At 60.9% G+C, this 15,016-nt stretch carries 12 protein-coding genes; 2 read left to right on the forward strand and 10 right to left on the reverse strand.

Annotation, left to right across the window (positions count from 1 at the left end; translation table 11 throughout):
* Nucleotides 1-56: 56 nt before the first annotated feature.
* From N2601_RS22185 to N2601_RS22225, 9 genes are all read right to left on the reverse strand, one after another.
* Nucleotides 57-1,688, reverse strand: coding sequence for an ABC transporter ATP-binding protein (locus N2601_RS22185; RefSeq protein ID WP_260304933.1), 1,632 nt, complete (start codon nt 1,686-1,688; stop codon nt 57-59).
* On the reverse strand, nt 1,681-2,508 hold the full coding sequence (locus N2601_RS22190) for an ABC transporter permease (RefSeq protein ID WP_260304934.1): 828 nt from the start codon (nt 2,506-2,508) through the stop codon (nt 1,681-1,683). Before N2601_RS22190 ends, N2601_RS22185 begins: the two co-directional genes overlap by 8 nt.
* Nucleotides 2,505-3,512, reverse strand: a complete 1,008-nt coding sequence (locus N2601_RS22195; protein ID WP_260304935.1) for an ABC transporter permease — start codon at nt 3,510-3,512, stop codon at nt 2,505-2,507. The genes N2601_RS22190 and N2601_RS22195 overlap by 4 nt, the downstream gene beginning before the upstream one ends.
* A gap of 97 nt (nt 3,513-3,609) precedes the next feature.
* Nucleotides 3,610-5,199 (reverse strand): ABC transporter substrate-binding protein, encoded by a 1,590-nt coding sequence (locus N2601_RS22200; protein WP_260304936.1) that lies wholly within the window; start codon nt 5,197-5,199, stop codon nt 3,610-3,612.
* 127 nt (nt 5,200-5,326) lie between these two features.
* Entirely contained in the window at nt 5,327-6,109 is a 783-nt protein-coding gene (locus N2601_RS22205) for a carnitinyl-CoA dehydratase (RefSeq protein WP_260304937.1), read from the reverse strand.
* Between the two features lie 6 nt (nt 6,110-6,115).
* The gene (locus N2601_RS22210; RefSeq protein ID WP_104826487.1) at nt 6,116-8,173 is read right to left on the reverse strand and encodes an acetate--CoA ligase family protein; all 2,058 of its coding nucleotides are present in this window, start codon (nt 8,171-8,173) and stop codon (nt 6,116-6,118) included.
* Between the two features lie 4 nt (nt 8,174-8,177).
* Nucleotides 8,178-9,338 (reverse strand): acyl-CoA dehydrogenase family protein, encoded by a 1,161-nt coding sequence (locus N2601_RS22215; RefSeq protein ID WP_104826488.1) that lies wholly within the window; start codon nt 9,336-9,338, stop codon nt 8,178-8,180.
* A 13-nt stretch (nt 9,339-9,351) separates the two neighbouring features.
* The gene (locus tag N2601_RS22220) at nt 9,352-10,842 is read right to left on the reverse strand and encodes a carnitine 3-dehydrogenase (RefSeq protein WP_260304938.1); all 1,491 of its coding nucleotides are present in this window, start codon (nt 10,840-10,842) and stop codon (nt 9,352-9,354) included.
* Nucleotides 10,843-10,849: 7 nt separating this feature from the next.
* A complete protein-coding gene (locus N2601_RS22225) occupies nt 10,850-11,752 on the reverse strand; it encodes a 3-keto-5-aminohexanoate cleavage protein (RefSeq protein ID WP_104826490.1) in 903 nt (300 codons plus the stop codon).
* A gap of 98 nt (nt 11,753-11,850) precedes the next feature.
* Between N2601_RS22225 and N2601_RS22230 the strand changes: the two genes are divergently transcribed.
* A complete protein-coding gene (locus tag N2601_RS22230) occupies nt 11,851-12,849 on the forward strand; it encodes a GlxA family transcriptional regulator (RefSeq protein ID WP_260304939.1) in 999 nt (332 codons plus the stop codon).
* Here N2601_RS22230 and N2601_RS22235 read toward each other — a convergent pair.
* Nucleotides 12,824-13,699, reverse strand: a complete 876-nt coding sequence (locus N2601_RS22235) for a LysR substrate-binding domain-containing protein (protein ID WP_104826492.1) — start codon at nt 13,697-13,699, stop codon at nt 12,824-12,826. The two genes, N2601_RS22230 and N2601_RS22235, sit on opposite strands and share 26 nt — an antisense overlap.
* A gap of 116 nt (nt 13,700-13,815) precedes the next feature.
* On the opposite strand from N2601_RS22235, the gene N2601_RS22240 reads away from it, so the two are divergent.
* A complete protein-coding gene (locus tag N2601_RS22240) occupies nt 13,816-14,736 on the forward strand; it encodes a DMT family transporter (RefSeq protein ID WP_104826493.1) in 921 nt (306 codons plus the stop codon).
* Nucleotides 14,737-15,016 lie beyond the last annotated feature (280 nt).

Below are 15,016 nucleotides of genomic sequence, written 5' to 3' on the forward strand. Positions count from 1 at the left end.
TGGCCGATATTGCTGGCGCGATGATTTTAAAGCCATGGGGAGCGAACGTCATGCTATCAATTTCCCGCGCTTTCCATCTTTCTCGTCGTCAGGACACGCTCCAGCCAACCGATCTCCATTTCGGGCACCGATTTCAACAGCAGATCCGTATAGTCGTCGAAAGGCGGCGAAAGCACCTTCGATTTCGGCCCGAAGCGCACGAGCTTGCCGCGATGCATGACCGCGACACTATCGGCGATGGCACGCACGATGGCGATATCGTGGGTGATGAAGATGTAGGAAAGCTGGGATTCCTCTTGCAGCCGCATCAGCAGTTTCAGGATGCCTTCGGCAACAAGCGGATCGAGCGCCGAGGTGGGCTCGTCGCAGAGGATGAGTTCCGGCTTGGCCGCCAGGGCACGCGCAATCGCGACACGCTGTTTCTGGCCTCCGGAAAGCTCGGCCGGATAACGGTCGATGAAACCATTGCCCATCTCGATCTCTTCGAGCAGCTCTTTCACCCGCGCCGTCTTTGCCGCGCCCCGCAGGCCATAATAGAAGGTGAGGGGACGGCCGATGATGTCGCGCACCGTCTGGCGGGGATTCATGGCCGTATCGGCCATCTGGTAGATCAGTTGAATGCGCCGCAGCTCGTTGCGTGAGCGGTTTCTGAGGGCTGGAGTCAGCGGCTTCTTATCGAAAGAAATCCCGCCGTCGCTTGGCGGCAGCAGTCCGGTGATGACACGGGCAAGCGTCGATTTACCAGAGCCGGATTCACCGACAATGGCAAGCGTCTGACCTTTTGGTACATGTAGAGAAACATCGTGCAGCACCTTGAAACCGTTCGAATATTGCGCGCTGACGTGTTCGACTTTCAAAAGCGTGTCGGATTGATCGACCGCCTCCTCGCGTGCGGTCTGGCGAACGTTGACGAGCGCGCGGGTATAGTCTTCCCGCGGCGCCTCGATGATCTGCTGCACGGGCCCGTATTCCACCTTTTTGCCGTGCCGCAATACCATGATGTCGTCGGAGATCTGCGCGACGACGGCAAGGTCATGGGTGATGTAAAGGGCTGCCGTATGGGTCTCCTCGATGGCGTGCTTGATCGCCGCCAGAACGTCGATCTGCGTCGTCACGTCGAGTGCGGTCGTCGGCTCGTCGAAGACGATCAGCTCGGGGTTGGAGCAGAGCGCCATCGCGGTCATTGCGCGTTGAAGCTGGCCGCCGGAAACCTGGTGCGGAAAACGATCGCCGAAGGTCTCCGGGCTGGGCAGGCCGAGGACGCGAAAGAGGTAAAGCGCGCGCTTCTTCGCCTCGTCCTTCGTCATCAAGCCATGCTTGACGGAGGCTTCGATCACCTGTTCGCCGAGCTTGTGGGCCGGATTGAAGGCAGCCGCAGCCGATTGCGCGACGTAGCAGACGCGTGCCCCGCGAATCCTGCGAATGCCCGATTTTCCGAGCGGAAGAATATCGACGCCGTCGAGCAGCACCGTGCCGCCGGTGATCTCCGCGCCGCCGCGGCCATAGGCGAGCGCCGAGAGGCCGATGGTGGATTTGCCGGCGCCGGACTCGCCGATGAGGCCGAGCACCTTGCCCTTTTTTAGGTCGAAGGAGACGCCGTCGACGATCGTGACCCGCTTCGGCGGCTCGCCGGGCGGATAGCTGGTCGCCTCGATCTTGAGATCGCGAACGGAAAGAAGCTCAGGCATCGCCACGTCCTCCCTTGAGGCTGGAGGTGCGCTTCAAGAGCCAGTCGACCACCAGATTGACACAGACTGCGAGCGCCGCAATCGCGGAGCCCGGCACGAGAGCGGCGGAAATGCCGAAGATGATGCCGTCCTTATTGTCCTTGACCATGCCGCCCCAATCGGCCGACGGCGGCTGTATGCCGAGCCCGAGGAATGACAGCGTCGACAGGAACAGGATCGAAAAGGCAAAACGCAGGCCGAACTCCGCCAGCAATGGCGAGAGCGTGTTCGGCAGGATTTCACGGAAGATGATCCAGACCTTGCCTTCGCCGCGCAGTTTGGCGGCTTCCACGAACTCCATGACCGCGACGTCCAGCGCGACGGCGCGGCCGAGGCGATAGACGCGCGTGGAATCGAGGATCGCCATGACGAGGATGAGCACGGCGAGATTCTGCGGTAGCACGGCGAGCACCACCAGCGCGAAGATCAAGGTCGGGATGGACATCATCAGATCGTTGAAACGCGAGAAGACCGTGTCGATCAATCCGCGCGAGACAGCGGCGGTGAAGCTGAGGATGATGCCGAGCGAAAACGAAATGATCGTCGCGGCCAGCGCCACGAACAGCGTGGTGCGGGCGCCGTAGATAAGCCGCGAAAGGATATCGCGGCCGAGATTGTCAAGGCCGAAGAAATACTGCGCGTCGGCTGGCTGCCAGACGTTGCCGACGACTTCGGTTTCGCCATAGGGCGCGATCAGGGGGGCAAAGATCGCGCAGATGAAAGCCAGCAGAATGCCGATGATGCCGACCCAGGCAGTGATGGGGATGTCTCTCAATCTCATCGTGGATGCCTCAGGCGCGGGTTGGCGACGATCGCCAGGGTATCGGCAACCATGTTGAGCAGGATGTAGACGGCGGCGAAGATCAGGCCGCAGGCCTGGACCACCGGCATGTCGCGCACGGTGACGGCATCGACCATGTACTGGCCCATGCCGGGATAGACGAAGACGACTTCCACCACCACGACACCGACGATGAGATAGGCAAGGTTCAGCGCCACGACGTTGATGATCGGCGCCAGCGCATTGGGGGCAGCATGTTTGACGATCGCGCGGAAGGCGCTGAGACCCTTCAATTCCGCGGTTTCCATGTAGGCGGACGACATCACCGAGAGGATCGCGGCCCGTGTCATGCGCATCATGTGGGCGAGGACGACGAGCACCAGCGTTGCCGTCGGCAGCGCGATGGCCTTCAATCGGTCGACAAAGCCCATACCGTCATAGACGGTCGCCGGAAAGGTCGCGACCCCGAATTTCACGGCGAAAAACAGAATGAGCAGATAACCGATGAAAAATTCCGGCAATGAAATCGCCGCCAGTGAGATCACGTTGATGATCTTGTCGGGCAAACGGTTTCGGAAATGCACGGCCAGCATGCCGAGCCCGACGGCAAGCGGCACGGAGATCACTGCGGCAAAGGCGGCAAGGAAAAGCGAATTGCCGAGACGTTTGCCGATTTGTTCGCTGACGGAGTTCTTGCTGGCCCAGGATGTACCGAAATCGCCCTGCACGGCGTTGCCGAGCCATTCGACGTAGCGGGTGGTCACCGGCCGATTGAGGCCGAGTTCGGTGCGGATATTGGCGACGGCCTGCGGCGTTGCCGACTGGCCGAGATAGGTGGTCGCGAAATCGCCCGGCAAGGCTTCGAGGCCGCCGAAGATCAGGACCGAGACCGCGAAAAGCAGCACGAGGCTGAGCAGGAAACGCTCGATGATGAGGGAAAGCAGCGGGAAGCGCTGCTTGAACCGCAATCCGGGCAGCACTGTGCTGGGTTGTAGATTGGACATGACTGATGCCTCGCGCTGAAACGTCTGGAGGACCGCGAAGGTTTTCCGCGATCCCGGTTCCGTTAGAGATAAGGGCGTTTCCGCCCTGCTTCGGGCATCAGGTCTCCAACCAGACGCGGGTCGCGACGTAGCCGTTCGACATATCGTTGCCGATGTCGTGGACATAGCCCTTCACCTGCTTGGTGGAGGCGTTCACGAAGTCGTTGAACATCGGCAGAATGACGCCGCCCTCGTCGCGGACCATCATCGCCATGCTGCGATAAAGCTCCTTGCGCTTGGCTTCGTCGAGTTCGGAGCGGGCTTCCAGGAGAAGCTTGTCGAAGTCCGGACGCTTGAAGCGGGTGTCGTTCCAGTCCGCCGTCGAGAGATAGGCAGTGGAATACATCTGATCCTGCGTCGGGCGGCCGCCCCAATAGGAGGTGGAGAAGGGCTGGACGTTCCAGACGTTGGTCCAGTAGCCGTCGCCCGGCTCGCGCTTAACCTCGATGTTGATGCCGGCCTTCTTGCAGCTTTCCTGATAGAGGACCGCGGCGTCGACAGCGCCCGGGAAGGCGACTTCCGAGGTGCGCAGCAGCACGGAGCCGCTGTGGCCGGACTTCTTGTAGTGGAAGGCTGCCTTATCGGGATCGTAGGTACGCTGCTCGATGCCTTCGGGGAAGAGGGCGTAGGTGCTATTGATCGGGAAGTCGTTGCCGACCTTGCCGTAACCGCCGAGGATCTTCTTCACCATGGTTTCGCGGTCCATGGCATATTTCAGCGCCAGGCGAAGGTCGTTATTGTCGAAGGGCGCTGTGGTGCAATGCATGATAAACACGTAATGCCCGCGGCCGGCGGTCGACAGGATTTCGACATTGGGCGCGCGCTTCAACAGGTCCACGGTCTTTGGATCGACGCGATTGATGTAGTGCACCTGACCGGACGACAGCGCGGCGATACGTGCCGTCGCATCGTTCATGCCGATGATTTCGATCGAGTCGACATAACCGCGATCAGTACGCCAATCGTCCTTGTTCTTCTCGAACGTCGCGCGCACGCCGGGCTCGAAACTGACGAGCTTGTAAGGACCGGTGCCGATCGAAGCGAGGGGATCGTCATTACCGCCATTCGGCTGGATGACGAGATGGTAGTCGGAGAGCAGCAACGGCATGTCGGCGTTGCCTTCGGTCAGCGTCAGGACGAGATTGTCGCCGTCGGCCTTGATCTCCTTGATCGATTTCATGACGCCGAGCGCGCCTGATTCCGACTTGCTGTCGGTGTGGCGCTTGAGGGTGGCGACGACGTCGTCGATGGTTAGCTCCTTGCCATTGTGGAACTTGACGCCCTTGCGGATCTTGAAGGTCCATGTGGCAGCGTCCTTCGACGGCTCCCAGGATTCGGCAAGTGCCGGCACGGCGGCACCGGTCAGGGGGTGAGATTCCACTAGCATGTCGCCCCAGCAACGGCCGACGCAGAACATGAACTGTGACAGGAATTTTGCCGGGTCCTTGGAATCGGTTGCGGCACCGCCTTCGAGGCCGAGTTTCAGATGGCCACCGCGTTTTGGTTCGGCTGCCATCGCGCTTTCGGTGAAAAGCTGATCGGCAAGTGCCAATGTCATACCGGCCGCCATGGCGCGCCCCATGAATTCGCGACGGCTGAGACCGCCGGAGGTCACACGGCTTGCCAAGTGTTTTGTGTAATCTTTCATTCCCCTGTTCCTTCTTCTTGATGCGTTGATAGAACTTTCGGGCAAAGCTTCGGATGCGGTTTCCTCTCCGCCGGAAGCTCGATTGCCCGCGATCATGCGGGAAAATAATGCGGTTGTCGCCGCCTTCTCACTTTCCTTTCCAGATTGGGCTTCGCTTCTCCGCGAATGCCCTTGCGCCTTCCAACTGATCCTCGCTCGAATAGAGGGCATCGACGGTCGCAAATTGCCGTTTGGTGATCTTGTTCATGGCAGTCTGAAACGTCGTTCCCTCCGCTTCGCGGACAATTTCCTTGATGGCTGCGTAGACGAGCGGCGGGCCGCTTTCGAGAAGCCGGGCAAGTTCCCAGGCTCGGCTCATCAATTGATCCGCAGCGACGATCTCATTGACGAAGCCCCAACGATGAGCCTCGGCAACGTCAAGCCAGCGGCCGGTCAGGAGCATGTCCATGGCGATATGATAGGGAATGCGCTTCGGTAATTTGATCGATGCAGCATCTGCGACGGTCCCCGAGCGGATTTCCGGAAGGGCGAAGGTCGCGTGTTCGGCGGCGATGATCAGATCGGTGGAAAGGGCAATCTCCAGGCCGCCGCCGCAACAGATGCCATTGACGGCGCAAATCACCGGCTTGTTGAGATCGCGAAGCTCCTGCAGACCCCCGAAACCGCCGACGCCATAGTCGCCGTCGACCGCATCGCCGGCGGCAGCCGCCTTCAAATCCCAGCCGGCCGAAAAGAACTTCTCGCCGGCACCGGAAATGATCGCCACGCGCAGATCGGGGTCGTCACGGAAATCGCGGAAGATCAGCCCCATCTCGCGGCTTGTCCCAAGGTCGATGGCGTTCGCCTTCGGTCGGTCGATGATGACCTCCAAGATACCGTTGTCGCGCCTTGTGCCAATGGGGCTGTGCAACTTCCGCTACCTCCTTCGCCGGATGAGGGCATCCGCGGCAATGACGCCACGATTTTCAGGCAGAACCATCAATGGATTAATGTCCAGTTCTTCCAGTCGTGCGGCGTTTTTTACGACATATTCTGCCGCTGATAAGACGGCGTCGGCAACTGCATCGAGACTGCTCTTCGCCCCGCCACGATAGCCTTCGATCAACTTCCTGACCTTCAGCCGCGATATGGCGTCCAACACGTCTGTCTTCGTCACGGGAAGGGCTAAAATAACGGAGTCTTCAAGCAATTCCACTAGGATTCCACCCGCGCCGATCGTCAATGCCAATCCGACGACGGGATCGCGCACGGCGCCGACGATCAACTCGGCGACGGGGCGCTCGACCATCCGTTCGACGAGGTATCCGGAGGCGATCGGAACCATCCGCTGCGCCGCTCTTTGCACCGCCTCCACATCCCAGAGGTTGAGTGCGACGGCTCCGACCTCGGACTTGTGTTCGACGCCCAACGCCTTCAGGGCAACAGGAAAGCCGATACGGCGCGCCTGTTCTGCGGCCTCGCTCGGATTGGATGCCGTTTCGCCTAAGGGAATGGCGAGACCGGCGGCGGACAACTCCGCTTTGGCCGCCGCCTCGCTCAAGGTTTCGATCTCGCCTGCGATCACGGGAATATCGAGCAGCGGTAGCGGGGATTGAGCACGCCAGGCCATTCCGATCCGGCTTGCCACTTCCGCCGCCGTGATGGCTTCGCTAATGCCGCAGAGAGGCACTATGCCATCCCGCATTAGCTGCAAAGCAATCGTTTCCGGCATGTTTTCCGGCAGCGTCGCCAGGATGCCAGCGCGGGCGCCAGTGCGTTTTGCCGCAGCAGCAACGGCGGCAACCGTCGTCATCCAGTCCGCTGCATCGCAACGATCGTCGCGCGGAAAATCGAGGACGATCAGATTGAGCGCGTAGTCGCCTTCGAACATGGCGGTGAAGGCCTCCGACTGGCGTGAAAGATCGCCCCAAACGAAGGTGTGGTAGTCGAGAGGATTGGAGAGCGTCACCATCTCGCCGAGGCTGTGCCGCAAGGCCGGCAATTGCTCCGGTTTCAGAGCGCGAAAATCCACCGCCCGGCCGGTCGCAGCATCGGCCATTAGCGAGGCCTCCCCGCCGGAACAGCTCATCGAAGAGATCGCATTGCTTTGCAGTGGGCCAGTCACGTGCAGCAGTTTCAGCGTTTCGACGAGTTCCGGCAGGGTCGCGACCCGGCCGATGCCGAGGCGAGCGAGAACCGCATCGGCAACCGCATCGCTGCCGGCCAGGGATGCCGTATGCGAAACGGCGGCGCGCTGCGCCTGTTCGGATTTGCCGACCTTCAGAGCGATGACGGGTTTGCGCAATTCCCTCGCACGCACGGCAAGTTTTTGAAGGGTCTGGACGTTGCCGAACCCCTCGATATGCAGGCCGATCGCCGTAACGCGAGGATCTTCCAGGACGGCGAGGGCGAGATCGCACAATCCGATCTGCGCCTGGTTGCCTGCCGTCATCAGATAGCTGATGGGGAGGCCACGCCTTTGCATGGAGAGATTGATGGCGATGTTCGAGGATTGGGTGAGAATGGCAACACCGCGTTCGACACGCACCATTCCGTGCTGATCGGGCCAGAGCAGGGCGCCATCGAGACCGTTGATCACGCCATAACAATTCGGCCCGACGATCGGCATGTCGCCGGCCGCATCGACCAAGGCCTCCTGCAAAGTGGCACCATCGGCCAGTTCGGCGACGGCTTCGCTGAAGCCGGAGGCGTAGCAGACGGCGCCGCCGGCGCCTCTGGCTGAAAGCGCGCGCACGATATCGATAGTCAGCATCCGGTTAACACCGACGAAGGCGGCATCCGGTGCGGCGGGCAGGTCTTCCACCGATCGATAACAGCGGCGCCCAAGTACGTTATCGAGCGTCGGATGCACCGGCCAGATGTCCCCGGCAAAACCCATGCGATCGCATTGTTCGATGACCCGGCGCGCCTCACGGCCGCCGAAGACGGCGATCGTTTGCGGTCTGATCAGGCGATCGAGCGGGCGTTGCGTCATCCGATCACGCTCCGAATGGCCGCAGCAGATCGCGGCTGATGATGTGACGCTGAATTTCCGAGGTTCCGTCCCAGATGCGTTCGACGCGCGCATCGCGCCAGAAACGGGCAAGCGGCAGGTCGTCCATCAAGCCCATGCCGCCGAAAATCTGGATCGCCTCGTCGGTGACGCGGGCAAGCATTTCGGAGGCGTAGAGCTTGGCGGACGCAATCTCGCGATTGGCCGGGATGCCGGCATCCAGTTTCCACGCGGCGGATAGTGTCAGCAGGTCGGCGGCGTCGATCTCCGTGATCATGTCGGCAAGCTTGAACGACACGCCCTGATTGGCGCCTATCGGTTTGCCGAACTGTTTCCGCTCCGCCGCATAGGGCAGCGCCAGATCGAAAACGCGCCGGGCCCGCCCGACACAGCTCGCGGCGACCGTCAGACGCGTTCCGTAAAGCCACTCATTGGCAATATCGAAGCCGCGATGTACCCCACCCAGCACTTGGGATTTAGGCAGACGGCAATCCGTGAAGCTCAGTATCACGTTGTGATAGCCGCGATGGGAAACTGAATCGTAGCCCTTGAGGATCTCGAACCCCGGCGTGCCGCGATCGACCAGGAAAGCGGTGATCTTCTTCTTCACGCCCCTCGGCGTTTCCTCTTCGCCGGTTGCGGCAAAGACGATGACGAAATCGGCGATGTCTGCGTGCGAGATGAAATGTTTGGTGCCGTTCAGAACGAAATCGTCGCCATCCTGCCGGGCTGCGCATTTCATGCCGCGCATGTCGGAGCCGGCGTCGGGTTCGGTGATGGCGAGCGCGTCAATCTTCTCGCCACGCACGGCCGGCAGAAGATAGCGTTCGCGCTGCTCGCCCTCGCAGGCCATCAGAATGCCGGAAGGACGGCCGAAAAAGACGGTGAGCCCCATCGAGCCCCGACCCAGCTCGCGCTCGACAAGGGTGAAGGTGACGTGATCAAGCCCGGCGCCACCGATTTTCTCGGGGAAATTGCAGGCATAGAAGCCGAGCTCGATGCATTTGCGCCGGATCTCGTCCCCAAGCTCAGGCGGCACGAGGCCGGTACGCTCGACCTCGTTTTCATGCGGATAAATCTCCGTCTCCACGAAGTCGCGGACCGTCTGGACGATCATCTCCTGCTCTTCGTTGAGCCCGAAATTCATGATCGCTCCCCTCCTAACGCTTTTGTCCGACATGACGCCCGACGCCTTCAGGCACAGGCAGTTTTGCGTGGGCCTCGGCAATCGGCCTTATTTTGCTCAGCACCTCCTCCGGTGCGGGAGCGGCTTTGCCGGCCTTGGCGTCGACATGCAGCAGCATCTGTTCGGCGGTGGCGATCGCTTCGCCGGTTATCGTGTCGTAGATCGTATGGAACACGTGCAGTCGCTTCTCGTCGGCGGACAGAAGTTGGCAGGTGGAATGGATAGCTTGGCCGAGCTTGGCTTCGCCAAGATGGCGAATATGAGTCTCCACTGTATAGTAGCTGTGACCGCGCTCGACATAATCGAGATCGACGCCGATCAGACGCAGCAACGCGTCAGACGTGTCGCCGAAGACCTGCAGATAGCGGTGTTCCGTCATATGGCCGTTGTAGTCCACCCATGCCGGGCTGACTTTGGTTTCGATCAGACGCAGAGGCTGCGCGAGATCCGCCAGCTTTTTGTCGCCGCCGGCGGAGGCCCAGAGGCCGTGCTCGAATTCCTTAAGCAGCTTGCCGGCGCCCCAGCCCTTGCCGCCATGGCCGCCCTTCAGCGTCTGCAGGATGCCGACGAGATTTTCGTCGCGAATGCGCTCCAGCTCGCGGATCGACAGGCCTGCCGCCTGTTCGTCCGACTGCTGGCCGATCTTTTCGACAAGGGCGTCGTCGAGATCGACGACATCCATAAGCTTCGTCCAGTTCCATTGCAGGGCCGGGCCGAACTGCGCCAGGAAGTGCCGCATACCCGCTTCGCCGCCGGCAATGCGGTAGGTCTGGAACAGACCCATCTGCGCCCAGCGCAGGCCGAAGGAATAGCGGATGACGTCATCCAGCGTCTCTACCGTGCAGATATCGTCCTTGATCAGCCAAAGCGCCTCGCGCCACAGGGCTTCCAGCAGACGGTCGCCGACGAAAGCTTCGATCTCCTTGGCAATGTGCACGCCCTTCATGCCGATTGGCGGCAGCCGGGCCATGGCGGCCTTGATCGTTTCCATCGAAGTCTTTTCACCGCCGACGATTTCGACGAGCGGCAGCAGATAGACGGGGTTATAGGGATGGGCGACGAAGAGGCGTTCCGGATGACGCATATCGCGTTGCAGATCGGTTGGCAGCAGCCCCGAAGTGGATGAGCCAATCAGGGCATCGGGCCTTGCTACCGCATCGATCTGCGTCAGGACTTTACGTTTGAGGTCGAGCCGCTCGGGCACGCTTTCCTGGATCCAGTCGGCATCGCCGACGGCCGCTTCAAGCGTGTCCCTGAAAGTGAGCTTGCCGCGCGGTGGAAGCGGCGCACCGGTCAGCATCGCATAGGCTTTTTCCGCGTTCGCCAGAACTTCGCCGACGATGCGGGTCGCTTCCGGATGCGGGTCGAAGACATCGACATCGATACCCGCCAGCAGAAAGCGGGCAATCCATCCGCCGCCGATGACGCCGCCGCCGATGCAGGCTGCCTTGTTGATCCTGGTCATGGTGGCCTCAGCGCTTCGTCAGTTTTAGCTTCTTGCGGACATCCTCGGGGCCGATGATGCGCGCGCCCATGCCTTCGACCGCCTGCACCGCCTTTTCGACGAGCTGCGCATTGGTCGCGAGCATGCCCTTTCCGGCATAGAGATTGTCCTCGAGCCCAACGCGAACGTTGCCGCCGGCAAGGATCGCCGCCGCCGGATAGGCCATGGCGTTACGGCCGATCGAAAAGGCCGAGAAGGTCCAGCTTTCGGGAACGTTATTGACCATCGCCATAAAGGTGTTGAGGTCATCGGGCGCCCCCCAGGGGATGCCCATGCAAAGCTGGATGAGGACCGGGTCCTCAATAAGACCCTCCTCGGCAAGCTGCTTGGCAAACCAGAGATGACCGGTATCGAAAGCTTCGATCTCGGGACGCACGCCGAGATCCGTCATCTTCTTTGCCATCGCCCGCAGCATGGAGGGCGTGTTGGTCATGACATAGTCGCCGAGACTGAAGTTCATCGTGCCGCAATCGAGCGTGCAGATTTCCGGCAGGCATTCGGCGACGTGGCTGACGCGCTCGGAGGCGCCTGCCATGTCAGTACCGCGGGCGTTAAGGGGCAGGGGGCTTTCAACATCGCCGAAGATCAGGTCGCCGCCCATGCCGGCGGTCAGGTTGAGCACCACATCGACATCCGCAGAGCGGATGCGATCCGTCACTTCCCTGTAGAGATCGTTGCGGCGGCTCGCGGCGCCGGTCTCGGGGTCGCGGACATGGCAGTGGACGACGGCGGCACCAGCCTTGGCGGCATCGATCGCGGATTCCGCGATCTGCTTGGGAGTGATCGGAACATGGCTGGATTTGGAAACCGTGTCGCCGGCGCCGGTGACGGCGCAGGTGATGAAGACATCGCGGTTCATCGCAAGAGGCATTTTTGTTCTCCCTCGTATTGAGCCCATTACGAGGCATGCGACGTTCCCATGCTTTGCATTTTCGGAAGAGAACGATACATTACCGGAAATATCAGGGAATGCCCGTGCTGACTTCGTCCAACACACCACTCGACATCGATCTGCTGGTGCTTCCGGAAACGAACCTGATCCTGATTGCTTCGGTGATCGAACCGTTGCGTGGGGCCAATCGTATCTCCGGAGCCGAGATCTATCGCTGGCGCTTGTTTACACTTGATGGCGCGCCCGTCGAAACGACGAGCCATATCCCGGTTCCTGCGTCGGGCGGCTTCCGCCCCACAAGCGACACCACTCCGCTCTTCGTGCTGGCGAGCTACAATTGGCGGCGCAGCGCGACGCAGGCGCTGAAGATGCAGTTGTCGCAGACGGCGCGCTACCGTTCGATGATGGCGGGCATCGAATCCGGCAGTTGGCTGCTCGCCGAGGCAAGCCTTCTCGACGATGTTTCGGCGGCTGTTCATTGGGAGGATTTCGACGATTTCGCGCTAGCCTATCCGCAGGTCCGTGCCGTCAAGGATCGTTTCGTGATCGACGGCAAGCGCATCACCACCGCCGGCTCGCTGCCGACCGTCGACCTGATGCTGGAGATCATCCGGCGGCGGCAGGGCTATTCGCTTGCGCTCGAAGTCAGCAGGCTTTTTATCTACGAGCCGGCCAATACGCGGAGCGCGGCTGAGCTTTCGCCCTCGACCGCCGGCTTGCGGATGCGCGACCCGCGCGTTGCACAGGCCATTCGTCTGATGGAGGAAAACATCGAGCAACCGCTGGTCCTGACGCGCCTGGCGCGGCGCATCGGCCTCAGCGCTCGCCATCTCCAGGCGCTCTTTCAGGAAAGCATCGGCGCGCCTCCGCATGTGCATTATCTCGCCCTTCGGCTCAATGCTGCGCGCCGCAAGGTGATCGAGACCAAGGATTCTTTCGCTGAGATTGCCGCGGCAACCGGCTTCAACTCGGCTTCGGCATTTTCCCGAAGCTATCGCGCCAGTTTTTCGGAAAGTCCCTCCGGCACGCGGCGGCGCCTGCGCGGGCGCTCTACGGCTGCAGCAGAGCCGACATAGGCTGGAAGGCTTCACGCACCATTTCCGCGAGCTCCTGGATCGCCTCGCTGGAATGATAGGGATTGCGGCGAAGCACGACGCGCGAGGAATCGACCGGCGGAAAGCCGTCGTCGCTCGTCAGCTCCCGGCAGCCATGCGGAATGTTACTGCGGGATAGCGTCGTGACGGCGAGGCCTGCGGAGACGGCGTTTTTCAGGCCGGAACTGGTATCGGCAACGAAGGCGATGCGATAGGGCCGCGCCTGCTGCTCCAGGGAACGCAGGGCAAAGTCGCGCGCCCAGGTCGAGTTCCGGTATGTCGCAACAGGCAGCGGCGTCGCGTCATGCAAGCGGTGCACCAACGATGTTACCCAGACTGTCGGATCGATGCAGAGCACCTCGCCGGTGGTCTGATTGCTCCAGTCGAAGACCACAGCGATATCGAGTTCGTCCTTCTCCAGCGCGCTGAGATTTCGAGCGGTGTAGTCGCAGGAAACGGTCACTTCGACGGCTGGATGCCGGACAGCGAAGGCGGCAAGCGCCGCGGGCAGGACGGTTTGGCTATATTCTTCTGGAATTCCGATCCGCACAGGTCCATTCAACGGCTTGGTGCGGATCGTCGCAGCGGCCTCGTTCAACAGGTCGACGATCCGTCGGGCGTAGGGCAGCAACTGATTTCCCGGCCGGGTCAGCACGACCCCACGTGCGCTTCTTTCGAATAGCGCCTCGCCGACAATTTCTTCGAGACGCTTGATTTGGGCGCTGACGGCCGATTGCGTGCGGCCAATGCGCTGTGCGGCAACGGAAAAATTCGACGTCTCGGTGATGATGAGAAACGTCCGGAGCAAATCGCTTTCGATGGGTTCGCGCATGGGCAAGCCACAAAAATTTCCGATGGCATATATCTCTACTATTCGTTTGTCTGATGTCAAATATCGGCGCACACAGGGGCGATCCGTTCAGGTGCTTCGCTTCCGAGATACCGCACATGACCATTCAGGCCCCCGCCAGATCATTCTCTGCCAATGAGTACGAAAAGGGCGTCGCCCTCGTCGTTGCGGCAACGCTCGCTTGGAGCGCCAGCGGCGTCTATGCGCGGCTGCTGACGACGGATCTCTGGACGGCGATCGCCTGGCGGTCCCTGTTCGGCGGATTGTTCCTGCTGATCCCGAGCTTCTTTCTTGAAGGCGGATTCTCGCGCCGCCAATGGAGCTCGGTCTTTCACCCGTCGGGGCTTGCGATGATCGCCTGCCAAACCTTCAGCCAGGCCTGCTTCATCGGCGCGCTTTATATGACCACCGTCGCGAATGTGACCATGATCTATGCCACGGCGCCCTTCATCGCCGCCTTCCTCGGCTGGGCGATCTTGAAGGAGCGGGTGCCGCGGAGAACGCTGATTGCAGGCGGCGTCTGCCTGCTCGGCGTGGCGATCATCGTTGCCTCCTCGATCGGCGGCGGCACCGGTCTCGGCGATCTCCTAGCGCTCGGGATGACGGCCTCATTCGCCCTGGTCATCATCATTCCGCGCATCGACCGCAGTGTACCGAGCCTGCCGCCGACTATCATCGGTGCCTTCCTGACACTCGTCATCTTTGCGCCGTTCAGCTCGGTCGGTTCGCTCGATCTACACAACTGGCTGGTGCTTGCCGCCTTTGGAGCAACCAATTTCTCCTTTGCGCTCGTCCTGTTTCTCGCCGGCGCGAAGCGCATGCCGCCCGCGGACGCCGCTCTTATCGGGACGATGGAGATTGTGCTCACGCCATTCTGGGTCTGGCTGTTTTTTTCCGAAAAACCGCCGCTTGCCACCTTCGTCGGCGGCGCCATCATTCTTGCCACCGTCCTCTGGCACACGTTCATCGATCTCAAGAAGAGCCGGCGCAGCCCAGAGCCTAGAACAACATGCCCATAAGACCAGATCTGGAAGGTATCACGCTTGAAACCAGACGCTAGACCGAGAGGAGCAATATGACCTCAGCGATCTCCATGACGAATATAAATATTCTCTTATAAGCTGTATATTTGTTCAGCTAACATTCATTTAGCGGAAGGCAAATAAACAATCGCCGCAACGCCTTGCGGTTGATCGAGGCTCGGCTGCTGACAGCTCACGAGGCAGGTGGCCGGGCCTCTCAAGTCCCTGGACAGCACGGATAACTCGCATGCGGCTGCTTCTCGCTTTGATTGACTGG

It is taken from the genome of Rhizobium sp. CB3060 (assembly GCF_025200735.1).
GTDB lineage: Bacteria > Pseudomonadota > Alphaproteobacteria > Rhizobiales > Rhizobiaceae > Rhizobium.